Genomic DNA, 15,701 nt, shown 5'->3' on the forward strand with positions numbered 1-15,701 from the left:
CAAAAGGGAGAGAGATAATGGGACAGAAGACTTTATTTTTTGCAGGCTTGCTGGCTCTTACCGCAGCTACAAACGCGCAGGCACAAAGTGCGCAGCGTTCCGCTGAGCGTGATTTGTTCGCTAAGATTGTTGAAATTCCGACTGTAGATGGACAGCCTGCAGAGTTTAAAAAGCTAACCGCCCTTTTATCAGCCGAATTCCGCAAGGCGGGCATCACAAACGTCATCGTCAAGGATCATGATAACACGCAGACATTGATCGCGCGCTGGCCCGCGGCCAAGCCATCGGGCAAAAAGCCCATCTTGCTCATGGCGCACATGGATGTAGTTGCAGCTAAGGCAAGCGATTGGAAATATCCGCCGTTCCAGTTTCGCGAAGAAGGTGGATATTATCTGGGGCGCGGTTCAAATGACAATAAGGCCGCATTGACGGGCATTGTCCTTGCTCTGCAATATCTGCGTGCGGAAAAATTTGAACCTACACGAGACATCATTGTCCTGTTTACGGGTGATGAAGAAACCACAGGCAACGGCGCACGACGGGCGGCAAATCAATGGCGCGACCTGATTGACGCCGAATATGCGCTAAACGGCGATGCAGGTGGCGGGACGGTGTTCCCTGACGGGCGGGTTGAAGGCTTCGGTATTCAGATTGCAGAAAAAACCTATGCCGACTTTCGTATGACGGCAGTCAATCGCGGCGGGCACAGTAGCGCACCGCGTCCCGACAACGCAATTTATGCGCTCGCCAATGCATTGACGGCAGTTGAGCGACACCGTTTTCCGGCTATGATCAACGATGCCACCCGCGCCAGTTTTGAAATGCTCGCAAAGGGCGATAGCGGCCAATATGGCGAGTTGCTTCGCCGATTTCTTGCTGACCCACAGGACCGTGAAACAGCCGACTTACTGGAAGCAATGGACCCAGGCAGCACGCGAACGCGCTGCGTTGCAACCATGCTATCGGGCGGACATGCGCCAAATGCTTTACCTCAAAAGGCCGAAGCTAATGTGAATTGCCGCATTTTCCCAAGCGTGAAAATCGAAGACGTCCGGCAACAATTGCAGTCGCTTGCGGGACCAGATGTTACCGTTTCCGCCATCGAAGGATCGCAGACTCCCGAGACTGCACCCTCGCCCATGCGCGATGATATATTGCAGGCCTATCGGGCGGCGGTTGGCACACGCTTTCCCAATGCGCCCGTTCTGCCGTTCCAATCCGCTGGTGCTACCGATGGCGCATTTTTACGCGCCGCTGGCATCCCCGTTTATGGCTTTGGTGGCCTATGGGGGATAGTCGGTCAGCGGGAAGGCGCGCATGGCCTAGATGAACGCGTATGGGCCGAGGGATTTCATGGTCAAATCCCTATCTGGATGGAGATGCTGCGGCGTGTAGCTGGCACCTAATGGTCATTAAAGCTATTGCGAACTATTATCATAAAAACCCTTTATTTTGAATCTTTAATGGGTTGTTATCCACAGCGATTCGGCGTAACGCCGCTTTAATTCCGCTACAAAGCCCTAAGGGAAGGACAGTTTTTCATGGCTCGCAAGAAAATTGCACTCATCGGCGCCGGTAACATCGGTGGCACCCTCGCCCATCTCGCAGCCTTAAAGGGCCTTGGTGACATCGTCCTTTTTGACGTTGTTGAAGGCGTTCCCCAGGGCAAGGCGTTGGACCTGTCGCAATGCGGCCCCGTTGAAGGTTTTGACGCCAAAATCACCGGTACAAATGATTATGCCGATATTGCCGGCGCAGACGTGATCATCGTAACCGCTGGCGTCGCACGCAAGCCGGGCATGAGCCGTGATGATTTGCTTGGCATCAACCTGAAAGTTATGAAGGCCGTTGGTGAGGGCATCGCCGCCAACGCGCCAAACGCATTTGTCATCTGCATCACCAACCCACTCGACGCGATGGTATGGGCCTTGCGCGAATTTTCGGGCCTGCCGCATAACATGGTGGTTGGCATGGCGGGCGTGCTAGACTCGGCGCGCTTCAGCCATTTCCTCGCTGATGAATTCAACGTGTCGGTAAAGGATGTGACCAGCTTTGTTCTTGGCGGCCATGGCGACACAATGGTGCCCGTTATTCAATATTCCACGGTGTCCGGAATTCCAGTGCCTGACCTGATCGCAATGGGCCTGTCGACGCAGGAGCGCATTGACGCGATTGTCCAGCGTACGCGCAGCGGCGGCGGCGAAATCGTCGCGTTGCTCAAGACAGGTTCGGCTTATTACGCGCCCGCCACCAGTGGCATCGCGATGGCAGAAGCCTATCTCTACGACCAAAAACGCGTCCTTCCGGCCGCCGTCCATTTGACTGGCCAATATGGCGTCGACAATCTGTATGTCGGTGTCCCTGTAATAATCGGTGCAGGTGGCGTTGAAAAAGTCGTCGAAATCGCATTGGACGACGAAGCCAAATCCAATCTCGCTGTCAGCGTTGATGCGGTTAAGGAACTTCTGGTGGCATGTAAGGCCATCGACCCGTCGCTTAGCTAAGCGCAACCCAAAGATTTCAGGAGACGTTTGTGAGCATCCTAGTCAATAAAAACACCAAGATCATCACGCAGGGCATGACAGGCGCGACGGGTACATTCCATACCGAGCAAGCGCTGGCTTATGGCTCACAAATGGTTGGCGGCGTCACCCCAGGTAAGGGCGGAACAACGCATATCGGCCTGCCGATGTTCGACACTGTGCTTGAGGCGAAAGAAGCCACGGGCGCACATGCTTCGGTTGTATATGTACCGCCTCCCTTTGCGGCCGACTCAATTCTTGAAGCTATTGATGCCGAAATTCCTTTGATTGTCTGCATCACTGAGGGCATTCCTGTGCTGGACATGGTCAAGGTGAAGCGCGCGCTTTCGGGTTCTAAATCGCGCCTGATTGGTCCAAACTGCCCCGGCGTATTGACGCCCGGCGAATGCAAAATCGGCATTATGCCCGGCAGCATTTTCTCAGCAGGTTCGGTTGGCGTCGTATCACGCTCAGGCACATTAACCTATGAAGCCGTATTCCAGACCACAGCCGAAGGCCTTGGCCAAACGACTGCGGTCGGCATTGGTGGTGATCCGGTTAACGGCACAAACTTCATCGACTGCCTTGAGCTATTCCTCGCGGATGATGCCACTAAGTCCATCATCATGATTGGCGAAATCGGCGGAAGCGCAGAAGAAGAGGCCGCGCAGTTCCTGATCGACGAAGCCAAAAAGGGCCGGAAAAAGCCGATGGCGGGTTTCATCGCCGGACGCACCGCACCTCCAGGCCGCCGCATGGGCCACGCAGGTGCAATCGTATCGGGCGGCAAGGGCGACGCCGAAAGCAAGATTGCAGCCATGGAAGCCGCGGGCATCCGCGTATCGCCATCGCCATCCTTGCTCGGCAAGACCTTGGTCGAGGTTTTGAAGGGTTAAGTGTTAACTCCTCCCCGGCACGGGGAGGGGGACCATGCGCAGCATGGTGGTGGGGCACCCGCCAAATAGCGAGAGCTTGAACGCAAGTGCCCCTCCGTCAGTCCTGCGGACTGCCACCTCCCCAGTTCGGGGAGGATTTGGAGAAGAAAAATGGGCGTAGAAAACCAGGATTTCGAAATAGAGCGCGGGCCGAGTTGGGAACGTGCAAACTGGCCATTGTCAGCAACCGACGATTTGACTGCGTCGCTTGATCCCACGCAAATGACGATTGAGGTCAAGGCTGCGGCAAAAGCTGCTGGCAAACCCATGGCTGAGGCCGATGCGGTTGCGGCGGCGAGCGATTCCATTCGCGCGATGATGCTGGTGCGTACATACCGCGTGCGCGGGCATCTTGCAGCCAATCTTGATCCACTTGGCCTGTCGAAACAGGATATTCCCGCTGACTTAACACCCGAATATCATGGCTTTTCCGGCGCTGATCTTGAAAAGCGCGTTTATGTTGGCGGCACGCTTGGGCTGGAGTGGACCACTGTGCGCGAGCTCGTGGATACGCTGCGCGCCAATTATTGCGGGCCGGTCGGTCTTGAATATATGCATATTTCCGACGTCGAAGAGCGCCGGTTCCTGCAAGAGCGGATGGAAGGCAAGGATGCCGCCATCCAGTTCACGCCTGAGGGCAAGAAGGCAATTCTCGGCAAGGTTATCGAAGCCGAGCAATATGAAAAATTCCTTGGCCGCAAATATGTAGGTACGAAGCGTTTCGGCCTTGATGGCGGAGAATCCATGATTCCGGCGTTGGAAGCGGTTATCAAATATGGCGGCCAGCTTGGTGTGCGCGAAATCGTATACGGCATGCCGCATCGTGGCCGCTTGAACGTGCTCGCCAATGTGATGGCCAAGCCCTATCGCATCATCTTCCACGAATTTTCAGGGGGTAGCGCCAATCCTGATGATGTCGGCGGCTCGGGCGATGTGAAATACCATCTCGGCACCAGCACTGACCGCGAATTTGACGGCATCAAAGTGCATATGAGCCTTGTGCCGAACCCGTCACACCTTGAGGCGGTAAATCCTGTCGTCTTGGGCAAGGTGCGCGCTAACCAGACAGCCCGCGACGACTTGGGCAAACATGAACAAGTATTGCCAGTGCTGCTCCACGGGGATGCGGCCTTTGCTGGACAAGGCATTGTGTGGGAATGCCTCGGCTTCTCCGGCATTCGTGGATATAATACGGGCGGTTGTTTGCATTTCATCGTCAACAACCAGGTCGGTTTTACCACCAGCCCGCAATATGCGCGGTCATCGCCTTATCCTTCGGATGTTGCAAAGGGCGTTCAGGCGCCGATTTTTCACGTCAATGGCGATGATCCCGAAGCGGTAACCTTCGCCTGTAAGATTGCGATTGAATTCCGTCAGACATTTCACCGCGATATTGTCATCGACATGTGGTGCTACCGCCGCTTTGGCCATAATGAAGGCGATGAGCCGGGCTTTACGCAACCATTGATGTACAAAGTCATTAAGAACCATCCCGCCGTTAGTGCTCTTTACGCGCAGCGTCTTGAAGCCGAAGGTGTGATCGACGCCAATTGGGCAAATGAACATGCAGCACATTATGTCCAAGCGCTTGAGCAGGAATTTGCCAGCGCCGCAGACTATAAGGCGAACGCCGCGGATTGGTTTGGTGGCCGCTGGTCAGGACTGTCAAAGCCTGCCGATCCGGAAACTGCGCGGCGCAATGTTCCGACAGGTATCACGCGCAAATTGTTCGACAGCCTTGGTCGCACGCTAACGACTGTACCCGAAGGCCATAACATCCACCCGACATTAAGCCGGGTGCTTGATGCCAAGAAAACGATGTTTACTTCTGGGGACAGTTTCGACTGGGCAACTGGCGAAGCGCTTGCCTTTGGTTCGCTGCTTTCCGAAGGCTATGGCGTGCGTTTGTCGGGTCAGGATTCGGGTCGCGGTACATTTAGCCAGCGGCACGGTGTTTGGGTAGACCAGACCACTGAAGAAAAATATGTGCCGCTTTCAACGCTGCCACATGGTCGGTTTGAAATCCTCGACAGCCCCTTGTCTGAATTCGGCGTGTTGGGCTTTGAATATGGCTATGCTGGCGCAGAGCCAAAAACATTGGTCCTCTGGGAAGCGCAATTTGGCGACTTCGTGAATGGCGCGCAAACGATGATCGACCAGTTTATTGCGTCGGGTGAAGCCAAATGGCTACGCGCCAATGGCCTCGTGATGCTATTGCCACATGGCTATGAAGGCCAAGGGCCAGAGCATAGTTCGGCACGGTTGGAACGCTTCCTGCAATTATGCGCAGAGGATAACATCCAAGTCGCCAATTGCACTACGCCGGCGAACTATTTCCACCTTCTGCGTCGGCAAATGGCGCGGCCATTCCGCAAACCGCTTATCGTCATGACACCAAAGTCGCTTTTGCGTCATAAACTCGCGGTTTCCAAGGCAGAGGATTTCCAAGGCGACAGCCACTTCATGCGGATATTGTCCGACACGAATGCGCCTGCCGACAAGGACGTGAAGCGGTTGATTTTATGCTCTGGAAAGGTCGCTTATGACCTGATGGAAGCCCGCGACGCCTCCGGCGACAAAAATACCAGCATTGTGCGTATAGAGCAGCTCTACCCGTTCCCATCGGAACCGTTGATTGTGCGCCTGAAGCGCATGACCAATTTGGAAGAGCTGGTTTGGGCACAGGAAGAGCCACGCAACGCCGGAAGCTGGTCATTCGTTGATCCTTATTTGGAAGAATGTCTCGCCGAAGCCAATGTTGGTCCCACCCGTGCACGATACGCCGGACGCCGGGCCGCAGCCGCAACTGCGACAGGTTTGGCGAAGCGCCATCAGGCCGAACAGGCCGCATTGGTCGCTGAAGCGTTAGGCCACAATGTCCGCGAAGAAATCCGCCGCCAGCGTTCAGGTGGCAAAAAACCAATCACCCCTCCATCCGCGTGAGGATTAGATTATGAGCACTGAAGTTAAAGTCCCCGTATTGGGCGAATCCATTACTGAAGCGACGCTTGGTCAATGGCTGAAGAAACCCGGTGAAGCGGTCGCTATCGACGAACCGATTGCCAGCCTTGAAACTGACAAGGTTGCGGTCGAAGTGCCGTCGCCCGTTGCAGGCATCATGGGTGCCTATGCCGTCGAGGAGGGCGCGACCGTCAATGTCGGCGCTGTCATCGGATCCATCGAAGCTGGAACCGCTGCAGCCGCGCCTGCTAAGGCCGCAGCGTCAGTCGCGCCAGCAGTGACAACCGCTGCACCTGCTGCCGAAGCGGAAAATAGCGACTTGCCGCTTTCACCCGCTGTGCGCCGTCTTGTGCTGGAACTGGGTATTGACCCAAGCAAGATCAGAGGCACCGGCAAGGATGGTCGCCTAACGAAGGAAGATGTTTTGGCAGCTGCCAAGGGCGTACCCGCTCCATCTGCCGACACCACCGTTACCGCTGCGCCAACAACGCAAGCAACCGCCGCGCGTCAGGAAGAACGCGTAAAAATGACACGTCTGCGCCAGACCATCGCCAAGCGCCTAAAGTCCGCGCAAGACACCGCCGCGTTGTTGACGACCTTCAACGATGTTGACATGTCGGCCGTGATTGAAGCGCGCGCGACCTACAAAGATCTGTTTGAGAAAAAGCACGGCGTCCGCTTGGGCTTCATGGGCTTCTTCACCAAAGCGGTGGCCTTGGCAGCGCGCGATGTGCCAGCGGTGAATGCGAAAATCGAGGGCGATGAAATCGTCTATCACAATTATCTCGATGTATCGGTTGCAGTCAGCGCACCTAACGGCCTTGTGGTGCCTGTCGTGCGCAACGCCGACGCTATGAGCTTCGCGCAAATTGAAAAGGCCATTGGCGACTTTGGCGCAAAGGCGAAGGCGGGCACATTGACGATGGATGACATGACCGGCGGCACCTTCACCATTTCCAATGGAGGTGTGTTTGGCAGCCTGATGTCGACGCCAATCATCAACCCACCACAGTCAGCTGTTCTTGGCTTGCACCGTATTGAAGACCGCGCCGTTGTACGCGACGGACAAATCGTGGTGCGTCCGATGATGTATTTGGCGTTAAGCTATGATCATCGCCTCATCGACGGCCGCGAAGCTGTTACCTTCCTAAAGATTGTCAAAGAAGCGATTGAAGACCCCACTCGGTTGTTAATCGACCTTTAAGGAGCCTGAGCCATGGCAGAACATGATTACGACCTAATCGTTATTGGTGCTGGCCCTGGTGGCTATGTCGCGGCAATCCGCGCGGCACAATTGGGACTGAAGACCGCCTGCGTCGAAAGTCGCGAGACCTTGGGCGGCACCTGCCTGAACGTTGGATGTATTCCATCCAAGGCATTATTGCACGCATCCGAAATTTTTCATGAAGCACAATCGGGTTCGCTGACCAAATTCGGCATCGATTTTTCCGGCGTTTCGCTCAATCTCGACCAAATGCATGCGGAAAAGGCGAAAGCTGTTGGTGAGCTAACGGGTGGTATCGAGTTTTTGTTTAAAAAGAACAAGGTCGATTGGCTGAAGGGCCGTGCGGCGTTTACGTCTGCTAACAGCATGGATATTGCTGGTAAAAGCTACACCGCAAAAAATATCATGATCGCAACGGGCTCCTCTGTCACGCCTTTACCAGGTGTCGAGATTGACCAGAAAGTCATTGTAGATTCCACTGGCGCGCTCGCTTTACCAAAAGTGCCAAAGCATTTGGTGGTGATTGGCGGCGGAGTTATTGGCCTTGAGCTTGGTAGTGTGTGGCTACGCCTTGGCGCACAAGTTACCGTTGTGGAATATCTTGACCAAATTCTGCCCGGCATGGACGGCGAAGTCCGCAAGGAAGCGGCCAAGATTTTCAAAAAGCAGGGCTTTAACATTCGCACCGGAACGAAAGTTACTGGCGCTACCGTCAAGGGCGGAACTGCAACACTCACTGTGGAACCTGCTGCAGGCGGCGCAAGTGAAACCATCGAAGCTGATTGCGTCCTCGTGGCCATTGGCCGTCGTGCGAACACCGACGGCCTCGCGCTCGACAAGGCTGGGCTTAGCGTTAATGGGCGCGGCCAGATTGAGATCGGCCATGATTTCCAAACGAGCGTTCCCGGTATTTATGCCGTGGGCGACGTATGCCCTGGCCCAATGCTTGCGCACAAGGCCGAGGATGAAGGTATTGCAGCCGCAGAATTTGTCGCTGGCCTGACCGGAATCGTCAATCATGACGTTATTCCGGGTGTGGTCTATACCTATCCTGAAATCGCGAGCGTTGGCTTGACCGAAGAAGAAGCCAAAGAAAAAGCGGCTGTGTCGGGCGGCGAAATCAAGGTCGGCAAATTCCCAATGATGGCGAATAGCCGGGCAAAAACCAACCGCGACACCGACGGATTTGTGAAGGTGATTGCGGACGCGAAAACCGACCGCGTCCTTGGCGTGCACATCATTGCTTCGATTGCTGGTAGTATGATCGCTGAAGCGTGCACTGCAATGGAATTTGGCGCAACGTCAGAAGATATTGCTTATACCTGCCACGCGCACCCGACACATGCAGAAGCATTGAAGGAAGCGGCGATGGCGGTGACAGGCAAACCGATCCATATGTGATGGTGACACAAGCGGTCCAGATTGCACCGGCCATGATTTCATGGCTGGACCTATTTGGCACCGCCGTTTTTGCCGCATCGGGCGCGCTCGCTGCGGCGCATCGGCAACAGACTTTAGTCACCTTCTCCTTCTTCGCGCTTATCACTGGGGTTGGCGGCGGCACAGTGCGTGATTTGTTGATTGGCGCACCGGTATTTTGGGTGCAGGATTGGCGCTTTGCAGCCACCTGCCTTGTCACCGCGGGGCTTGTGTGGGTCACGCCGCGTACTGTTTGGAATGCACGTGCACTCGATTGGTTTGATGCGGTTGGGATTGCCATTTACGCGGTGTTTGGCACTTGGAAATCGCTCACCCTTGGCGTGCCTTTATTGCCGGCCATGATGATGGGCGTCATTACCGCCTGTGTTGGCAGGATCATCCGAGATGTTTTGGCGGGTGAGCCATCAATTCTGCTTAAACCTGAAATTTATGTGACTGCAGCCGCCCTCGCCTCAGGCCTTTTTGGGCTGTTTATATATCTGAGTATGCCGGTCCTACCTGCCGCCGGAATAAGCGCATTGGCAGGCTTTGCTTTACGCGCAATGGCCATTTGGAAGGGCTGGGCTATCCCCGCCTATCGCGGATAGCTAGGGCACATGGTTTGCAAATAGCCTTTTAAGATTGGCAATCTTCGGCTTATCCCATTGGACAATGTACGGATGCCGTGAATTCTTCGCCATGAAGTCCTGATGATAGGTTTCAGCAGGAAAAAAACTGAATGGCTCAAGCTTTGTGACTATCGGCTTTTTCCAATACGCGGCCTTATCCAATTGCGCGATATAGGCGCTTGCCGCATTTCGCTGACCTGCATTGGCGGGGAAGATAGCCGTGCGATAATGAGCGCCTCGGTCTGGGCCCTGCCGGTTTAACTGCGTCGGATCATGCACCACCGAAAAGAATATGTGCAACAAATCATTATAGCTGACGCGTAATGGGTCGTAATAAATGCGCACTGTCTCAGCATGCTTCGTCCGCCCTGTGCTGACGAGGTTGTAGTCGGCAGTTGCTTTTGTATCGCCGGAATAGCCAGACTCGACGCGCGTCACGCCTTTCACACGTTCAAATACCGCCTCAACACCCCAAAAGCAGCCACCGGCAAATACAGCGACCTGTTGTGTTTTGGGTTCAACAATGCGTTCGGCTGGCGCAGCTATGCGCAGACCCTCAGTGGCATGCGCGTTGCCAATTGGACCTTCAACGTCGGCCCCGCATGCCGTGACAAGGCCAAGGAGCAGCCCCGCATTCAACATGTGCATGATGCCTTTAGTAACGCGATATCGATTTTTCATCATGTGCCAATGGTAATGGAGTGCGAAACTTCAACCGTTTTATGGTTGGCAAAGACAGGCTTTACCAACGTCAACCCAGCCACACCAAGGGCAAATCCGCCCAGGAGGCTCAGAAACAGATCCGACCGCAGAAACTTCAAAATGCCGTCCATCTGTCGTCTCTCTTTCGCGCCGCCAATGAAAAAGCCGATGCAGCCACGAAACAGACCTTTAAATGGTTTAAACATACACAGGATTAAGCACCGCTTAACGCTTTCCATTTACCCTTATGAGCACGCTTAAGTCAGGGCAGCGCAGGCCGCTTGAATACGCAAGCAGGCTTCCTTCAAAATGTCCGCCGATGTGGCATAAGAAATCCGGAAACCGGGTGACAAGCCAAAGGCCCCACCGTGCACCGCCGCAACGCGATATTCGTCGAGGAAATAATCGATGAGGTCTGCATCGGTTTGAATGATTTTACCCTGCGGCGTCTTTTTACCCATCACGCCAGTCGCATCAGGATAGACGTAAAACGCACCTTCGGGCGTAGGGCAGCTGAGCCCTGGTGCATCGTTCAACATCGCCACCACAAGGTCCCTGCGCTCACGGAAGGCCACGTTGCGCTCACGCAAGAAGTCTTGCGGACCATTCAACGCCGCCAACACAGCATATTGGCTAATCGAGCAAGGGTTGCTTGTCGACTGCGACTGCAAATCGGCCATGGCCTTAATGAGCCACTCTGGACCGCCCGCATAGCCAATCCGCCAACCGGTCATCGCATAAGATTTGGACGCGCCATTCATGGTCAGCGTGCGGTCATACAGGTCAGGACACACTTGAAGCATCGTCGCAAACGGCTTGGGCGCGTACCAGATATGCTCATACATATCGTCGGACAGCAGCATGACATGGGGGTGCCTCAGCAGGACTTCACCCAACGCTTTGAGTTCTTCTGCATCATAAGCCGCACCGGTTGGGTTCGATGGCGAATTTAAGATGAGCCAACGCGTCTTGGGCGTGATGGCAGCATCCAGCTGCTCCGGCGTGATTTTGTAATTCTGCGCCGCAGTGGCCATGATGATGACAGGCGTGCCGCCTGCAAATTGTACAATGTCGGGATAGCTCACCCAATATGGCGCAGGGATGATAACCTCATCGCCGACATCAATGGTGGCAACAAGCGCGTTAAATAAAGTGTGCTTCCCGCCCGAGTTGACCGTGATTTGCTTCGGCGTATAGTCAATATTGTTATCGCGCTTAAACTTAGCGATGATCGCTTGCTTTAGCGGCGCGATGCCATCGACGGCCGTATATTTTGTCATCCCATCACGGATCGCCTGAATAGCGGCATCCTTGACGAAGTCCGGCGTATCAAAATCCGGCTCTCCGGCAGACAGGCCGATGACATCAATTCCTTGCGATTTCAGGTCAATTACACGGCCTGACATGGCAAGCGTCGCAGAGGGGGCAATCCGCCCGAGGGCAGCCGACAGATGGTTAATCATCATCATACTTTCGCGGAATTATTGAACAGAAATTGCGTGTCTGCCCCTAATGGCTCATCAAAAGTTACGCAACCCTGTTAGCCTTTATCAGGCCCCGCACGCTGTTACCGACCCAAAACCCATTCGCCAGATCCTCTATTGTCAGATCGGCTTCTAACGCCTTTCCAGTCTCCAAAAATTCACGACGCAATATGGAGGGCAGTAGTCCAGTTTCCAGTCGCGGGGTCAATAACTTGCCATCACGCTCGACAAATAACGCAGTGATGCTGCCCTCGGTAAGCAAACCGTCGCGGCCTACAAACACCACTTCATCGCAATCTGGCCGCGCTTTGCGTGCATCATCATAAAAGGCGCGATCAGAAATTTTATGCTGCAACCGGAAATCACCTGCGTCGACGGGCAATGGCACAATGCCAACCCGCCATTCGGTTACATCTTCCAACGGCCAAATCTCTACTGCCTGTGCGCCATGCCGCGATACTAATACACGGATTTTGGAGAGACGATTGAGGTTGCAAATACTTGCCTGCAAACGGTTGTGCAGTGCGTGCTGATCCAATTCGAAGCCAAAACAGGCCGCACTCGAGCGTATCCGTTCAAGATGTTTCTCCAGCCGCAAGATGCCCGCCGCGGGTTCAAACCGCATCGTTTCGATGAGGTCAAAACCCTGATTTTTCAATTTAGCGAAATTCCCTTTGGCCAAACACTCAGCCCATTCATCTGTCTCAACGGAGTCCGCCACTACGCCAGATCCTAGGCCGAGCGAGAGTGACTGTTTTGTTTCGCACAGCGTAAATGTCCGAATAGCAACGTTGAATGCCGCATCGCCATTGTCATCTATCCGGCCAATGGAACCGCAATAAATGCCGCGTGGTGCAGCTTCGACCTCATCGACCACTTGCATGGCGCGGATTTTTGGTGCGCCGGTGATGGAACCGCAGGGAAACAATGCTTTTATGACGTCAACTACATCATGTCCCTCGGCCAACGCGCCTGTGACCGTAGAGGTCATCTGGTGCACTGTGGGATAGCTTTCGATATGGAAAAGCTCCGGCACATTTACGCTGCCCGCTGCGCAGACGCGCGATAGGTCATTACGCAATAAATCAACAATCATCAGATTTTCGGCCCGCTGCTTAGGGTCCATTCGTAAATGTTCTGCGGCCCGTCCATCTGCGACCGGATCGGTCAGCCGCTGCGCTGTCCCCTTCATGGGCTTTGTTGTGATCCTTTGGTCTTTCAACGCAAAAAATAACTCAGGAGAGAAAGACAGATAATGTGTCTGTCCGGTCCAAATCACACCGCCATAGCCAGCGCAAGCGCGGGCGCGCAACGCGGCGTATAATGCGAGCGGATCGCCAGCGTAGTCCGCCGTTAGTGGGAATGTCAGATTGGCCTGATAGATATCCCCAGCACGGATATAATCCTGCACCGTGGTAAAGGCCCGGTGATAATCGTCGCGCGATATGCTCGGACGCAGTTCAGACAACCACATACCCGCGGGGTCGGGTAACATTGAAGTTACCGCACTGGCATCTATAGTATTGAAATTATTAAACAATCCAAACCATGCTAGCAATCCAGATGGCGCAGGCGTCAGGTTGGGCAAGAAATGTGCGCCAGCCTCATAGCCGAAAAATCCGGCCGCATGCAGACCGTCGCGCTGCGCTTGTCGAAGCGATTCCAGCAGCGCACTTAGCCCGTCACCGTCATATGCTGTCAGCACTTCTACCGGATTTGTATACAGCCGTGCAGGCGACGCACCATGCGTTCGCGCATCATCGAGTAGAACAAAGGGTCCCTCTTTAGGGATCATATAAGGGTGGCAGCTGGAGCGGGTGAGGGGAATCGAACCCCCGTATTCAGCTTGGGAAGCTGCTGCTCTACCATTGAGCTACACCCGCGCGACATTCCGCATTTTATCCTGCTAGATAGGATTTTGCCAATGCCCAAAATCCTAGCCTTTCAAGCGGTCAGCATGCCAAGTAAGATGTTCGCCCATGAAGGTCGAGATGAAGTAATAGCTATGGTCATATCCTGGCTGCATGCGGATGGTCGCTGGCTGACCTACGGAGGCGCACTGCTCGGTCAGCAAATGTGTTTTAAGCTGCGACTCTAAGAAATTGTCGTCACCGCCTTGGTCAACCAAAAGATCCGGCAAACGTGCACCGTCAGCGATCAAGGCAACGCTGTCATATGCACGCCACTGGGTCCGATCTTGCCCGATATAGCCGCCCAGCGCCTTTTCACCCCATGGGCAGCTTAATGGCGACACAATAGGCGAAAACGCAGATGTGGAACGGAACCGACCAGGGTTTCGCAAACTGATGGTTAACGCGCCATGCCCGCCCATCGAATGGCCCATAATCGCTTGCCGCTGCATATCGGCGGGAAAATGTGCTGCAATGATAGCTGGCAGTTCATTTTCGATATAATCTTGCATCCGGTAATGCTTGTCGAAAGGCGCCTGCGTCGCGTTGACGTAAAAGCCTGCGCCAAGACCGAAGTCATAAGCGGCTTCGGCATCGTCAGGGACACCCTCGCCACGCGGGCTGGTGTCCGGGGCAATAAAGATCAAACCGAGTTCGGCACAGGCACGGCGAAATTCGCCCTTCTCAGTCACATTGGCATGGGTACAGGTCAGGCCCGACAAAAACCAGACGACCGGCAACAACGCACCCTCTTCATGGGGCGGCACATAGACCGAAAAGGTCATGTCGGTGCCGGTGGCTGTCGATGCGTGGCGATACACGCCTTGAACGCCGCCAAAAGCTACGTTGGTGGACACAGTTTCTATGGTCATGCTGACTCCAATAATGGGATAGATTTTATCAATGGTGGGTGCCGCCAAAAGGTCAGTGCCCGCACAAGGTCATCGGGCGCAAGGCCAAGGGTCGCGCTGTTACGTAACGGGTGGCAATTGATAAGCTCCGCTGTGCTCAACGATTCATCAAGTACGAACCGCACGGCGTCAGCAGTGTCATTTATCGCAGCCAAAGCCGTGACGGAACCCGGCGTGATGCCCAGCAAGCGTTCCATATCCTCGGCCTTGCCAAAGCTGACACGGCCGCATCCAACCGCAGCAGGCAACGCCTTTAAATCGACGCGCGCGTCTGCCGGAACAGTCACGAGATAATAGTCCCCCGCCTTGTCCTTCAGGAACAAATTCTTTGTATGTGCCCCGGGAATAACATCATTATGGGCGCTACTTTCGGCCACGGTAAACACGGCGGGATGTTCATAGACTTTATAGGCGACGCCGAGCGCAGCAAGGTCCTTATAAAGCTGCGCTTCGGCATCGGTCATAGCTTGAACCTTATTAGTCCGTGATGCGGTGCAGAGCGCACAGCTTGTTGCCATCCGGATCGCGCAAATAGGCGAGGTACATTTTCATGCCGCCGCCTTCGCGAATGCCGGGCGCATCTTCAATCGCTTCGCCGCCATTGTCGACGCCGGCTTGATGCCAGGCATTGGCTTGGTCTGGCGTCATGGCAAAGCCGACAGTGGAGCCATTGCCATGCGTTGCTGGATTGCCATCAATTGGCTTTGTGACAATGAACAGCGACCCATTGTGCATATAGATCAAGCGACCCTTGGGATCCTGCATCCCGGGCTTTCCACCCATAGCGGCAAAGGTGACGTCGTAGAATTTCTTTGAACGGGCAATATCATTGCTGCCGACCATCATGTGACTAAACATATTCGTTTCTCCCTTGGATTAAAATACCACCACGCTGCGGATGCTTTTGCCCGCATGCATTAATTCGAACGCTTTGTTGATCTCTTCGAGGCCCATGACATGGGTGATCATAGGATCAATCTCAATCTTGCCGGTCATATACATG

General features: G+C 54.5%; 14 protein-coding genes, 1 tRNA gene and 1 pseudogene. 7 read left to right on the plus strand and 9 right to left on the minus strand.

All coding sequences use genetic code 11. The features are described 5' to 3' along the window. The first annotated feature begins 17 nt into the window (after positions 1 to 17). The 7 genes from D7D48_RS10355 to D7D48_RS10385 all read left to right on the plus strand — a co-directional run bounded on the left by D7D48_RS10355 (position 18) and on the right by D7D48_RS10385 (position 9,670). The gene (locus tag D7D48_RS10355) at positions 18 to 1,406 is read left to right on the plus strand and encodes a M20/M25/M40 family metallo-hydrolase (protein WP_125231359.1); all 1,389 of its coding nucleotides are present in this window, start codon (positions 18 to 20) and stop codon (positions 1,404 to 1,406) included. 135 nt (positions 1,407 to 1,541) lie between these two features. Continuing rightward, on the plus strand, positions 1,542 to 2,504 hold the full coding sequence (gene mdh, locus D7D48_RS10360; protein WP_125231360.1) for a malate dehydrogenase: 963 nt from the start codon (positions 1,542 to 1,544) through the stop codon (positions 2,502 to 2,504). 29 nt (positions 2,505 to 2,533) lie between these two features. Continuing rightward, positions 2,534 to 3,418 (plus strand): succinate--CoA ligase subunit alpha, encoded by an 885-nt coding sequence (sucD, locus tag D7D48_RS10365; protein ID WP_125231361.1) that lies wholly within the window; start codon positions 2,534 to 2,536, stop codon positions 3,416 to 3,418. A gap of 150 nt (positions 3,419 to 3,568) precedes the next feature. Next, positions 3,569 to 6,400: a 2-oxoglutarate dehydrogenase E1 component gene (locus D7D48_RS10370; RefSeq protein WP_125231362.1), complete on the plus strand. Its 2,832-nt coding sequence runs from the start codon at positions 3,569 to 3,571 to the stop codon at positions 6,398 to 6,400. A gap of 10 nt (positions 6,401 to 6,410) precedes the next feature. Next, entirely contained in the window at positions 6,411 to 7,622 is a 1,212-nt protein-coding gene (gene odhB, locus D7D48_RS10375; protein ID WP_125231363.1) for a 2-oxoglutarate dehydrogenase complex dihydrolipoyllysine-residue succinyltransferase, read from the plus strand. A gap of 12 nt (positions 7,623 to 7,634) precedes the next feature. Continuing rightward, positions 7,635 to 9,044 (plus strand): dihydrolipoyl dehydrogenase, encoded by a 1,410-nt coding sequence (gene lpdA, locus D7D48_RS10380; RefSeq protein ID WP_125231364.1) that lies wholly within the window; start codon positions 7,635 to 7,637, stop codon positions 9,042 to 9,044. After that, complete coding sequence (locus D7D48_RS10385) at positions 9,044 to 9,670, plus strand: trimeric intracellular cation channel family protein (RefSeq protein WP_125231365.1); 627 nt, start codon at positions 9,044 to 9,046, stop codon at positions 9,668 to 9,670. Before lpdA ends, D7D48_RS10385 begins: the two co-directional genes overlap by 1 nt. Here D7D48_RS10385 and msrA read toward each other — a convergent pair whose 3' ends face one another. The 9 genes and pseudogenes from msrA to D7D48_RS10430 form a co-directional block, all read right to left on the minus strand. Further along, complete coding sequence (gene msrA, locus D7D48_RS10390) at positions 9,671 to 10,375, minus strand: peptide-methionine (S)-S-oxide reductase MsrA (RefSeq protein ID WP_245964452.1); 705 nt, start codon at positions 10,373 to 10,375, stop codon at positions 9,671 to 9,673. It abuts the gene before it with no gap. Beyond that, positions 10,372 to 10,599 carry a hypothetical protein gene (locus tag D7D48_RS10395; RefSeq protein ID WP_125231366.1) on the minus strand — a complete coding sequence of 76 codons (228 nt, stop codon included), beginning with the start codon at positions 10,597 to 10,599 and terminating at the stop codon, positions 10,372 to 10,374. Before D7D48_RS10395 ends, msrA begins: the two co-directional genes overlap by 4 nt. A gap of 51 nt (positions 10,600 to 10,650) precedes the next feature. Continuing rightward, complete coding sequence (locus D7D48_RS10400) at positions 10,651 to 11,853, minus strand: pyridoxal phosphate-dependent aminotransferase (protein ID WP_125231378.1); 1,203 nt, start codon at positions 11,851 to 11,853, stop codon at positions 10,651 to 10,653. A 67-nt stretch (positions 11,854 to 11,920) separates the two neighbouring features. Continuing rightward, the gene (gene pabB / locus D7D48_RS10405) at positions 11,921 to 13,672 is read right to left on the minus strand and encodes an aminodeoxychorismate synthase component I (RefSeq protein ID WP_125231367.1); all 1,752 of its coding nucleotides are present in this window, start codon (positions 13,670 to 13,672) and stop codon (positions 11,921 to 11,923) included. A gap of 14 nt (positions 13,673 to 13,686) precedes the next feature. Next, positions 13,687 to 13,760, minus strand: a tRNA-Gly gene (locus tag D7D48_RS10410). Positions 13,761 to 13,813: 53 nt separating this feature from the next. Continuing rightward, entirely contained in the window at positions 13,814 to 14,659 is an 846-nt protein-coding gene (gene fghA, locus D7D48_RS10415; protein WP_125231368.1) for an S-formylglutathione hydrolase, read from the minus strand. Beyond that, complete coding sequence (locus D7D48_RS10420) at positions 14,656 to 15,162, minus strand: prolyl-tRNA synthetase associated domain-containing protein (RefSeq protein WP_125231369.1); 507 nt, start codon at positions 15,160 to 15,162, stop codon at positions 14,656 to 14,658. Before D7D48_RS10420 ends, fghA begins: the two co-directional genes overlap by 4 nt. Positions 15,163 to 15,175: 13 nt before the next feature. Further along, the gene (locus D7D48_RS10425; protein ID WP_125231370.1) at positions 15,176 to 15,556 is read right to left on the minus strand and encodes a VOC family protein; all 381 of its coding nucleotides are present in this window, start codon (positions 15,554 to 15,556) and stop codon (positions 15,176 to 15,178) included. A gap of 18 nt (positions 15,557 to 15,574) precedes the next feature. After that, a pseudogene (locus D7D48_RS10430) lies at positions 15,575 to 15,701 on the minus strand (S-(hydroxymethyl)glutathione dehydrogenase); the annotation flags it as partial.

The sequence above is a fragment of the Sphingorhabdus wooponensis genome, from assembly GCF_003933235.1.
GTDB lineage: Bacteria > Pseudomonadota > Alphaproteobacteria > Sphingomonadales > Sphingomonadaceae > Sphingorhabdus_B > Sphingorhabdus_B wooponensis.

Bases quoted from the DNA above. Each gene is read 5' to 3' on its own strand.
- lpdA (WP_125231364.1), top strand. From the start codon at position 7,635: ATGGCAGAACATGATTACGACCTAATCGTTATTGGTGCTGGCCCTGGT.
- D7D48_RS10385 (WP_125231365.1), top strand. From the start codon at position 9,044: ATGGTGACACAAGCGGTCCAGATTGCACCGGCCATGATTTCATGGCTG.
- D7D48_RS10355 (WP_125231359.1), top strand. From the start codon at position 18: ATGGGACAGAAGACTTTATTTTTTGCAGGCTTGCTGGCTCTTACCGCA.
- D7D48_RS10425 (WP_125231370.1), bottom strand. From the start codon at position 15,556: ATGTTTAGTCACATGATGGTCGGCAGCAATGATATTGCCCGTTCAAAG.
- D7D48_RS10370 (WP_125231362.1), top strand. From the start codon at position 3,569: ATGGGCGTAGAAAACCAGGATTTCGAAATAGAGCGCGGGCCGAGTTGG.
- D7D48_RS10420 (WP_125231369.1), bottom strand. From the start codon at position 15,162: ATGACCGATGCCGAAGCGCAGCTTTATAAGGACCTTGCTGCGCTCGGC.
- D7D48_RS10395 (WP_125231366.1), bottom strand. From the start codon at position 10,599: ATGTTTAAACCATTTAAAGGTCTGTTTCGTGGCTGCATCGGCTTTTTC.
- mdh (WP_125231360.1), top strand. From the start codon at position 1,542: ATGGCTCGCAAGAAAATTGCACTCATCGGCGCCGGTAACATCGGTGGC.
- msrA (WP_245964452.1), bottom strand. From the start codon at position 10,375: ATGATGAAAAATCGATATCGCGTTACTAAAGGCATCATGCACATGTTG.
- fghA (WP_125231368.1), bottom strand. From the start codon at position 14,659: ATGACCATAGAAACTGTGTCCACCAACGTAGCTTTTGGCGGCGTTCAA.
- odhB (WP_125231363.1), top strand. From the start codon at position 6,411: ATGAGCACTGAAGTTAAAGTCCCCGTATTGGGCGAATCCATTACTGAA.
- pabB (WP_125231367.1), bottom strand. From the start codon at position 13,672: ATGATCCCTAAAGAGGGACCCTTTGTTCTACTCGATGATGCGCGAACG.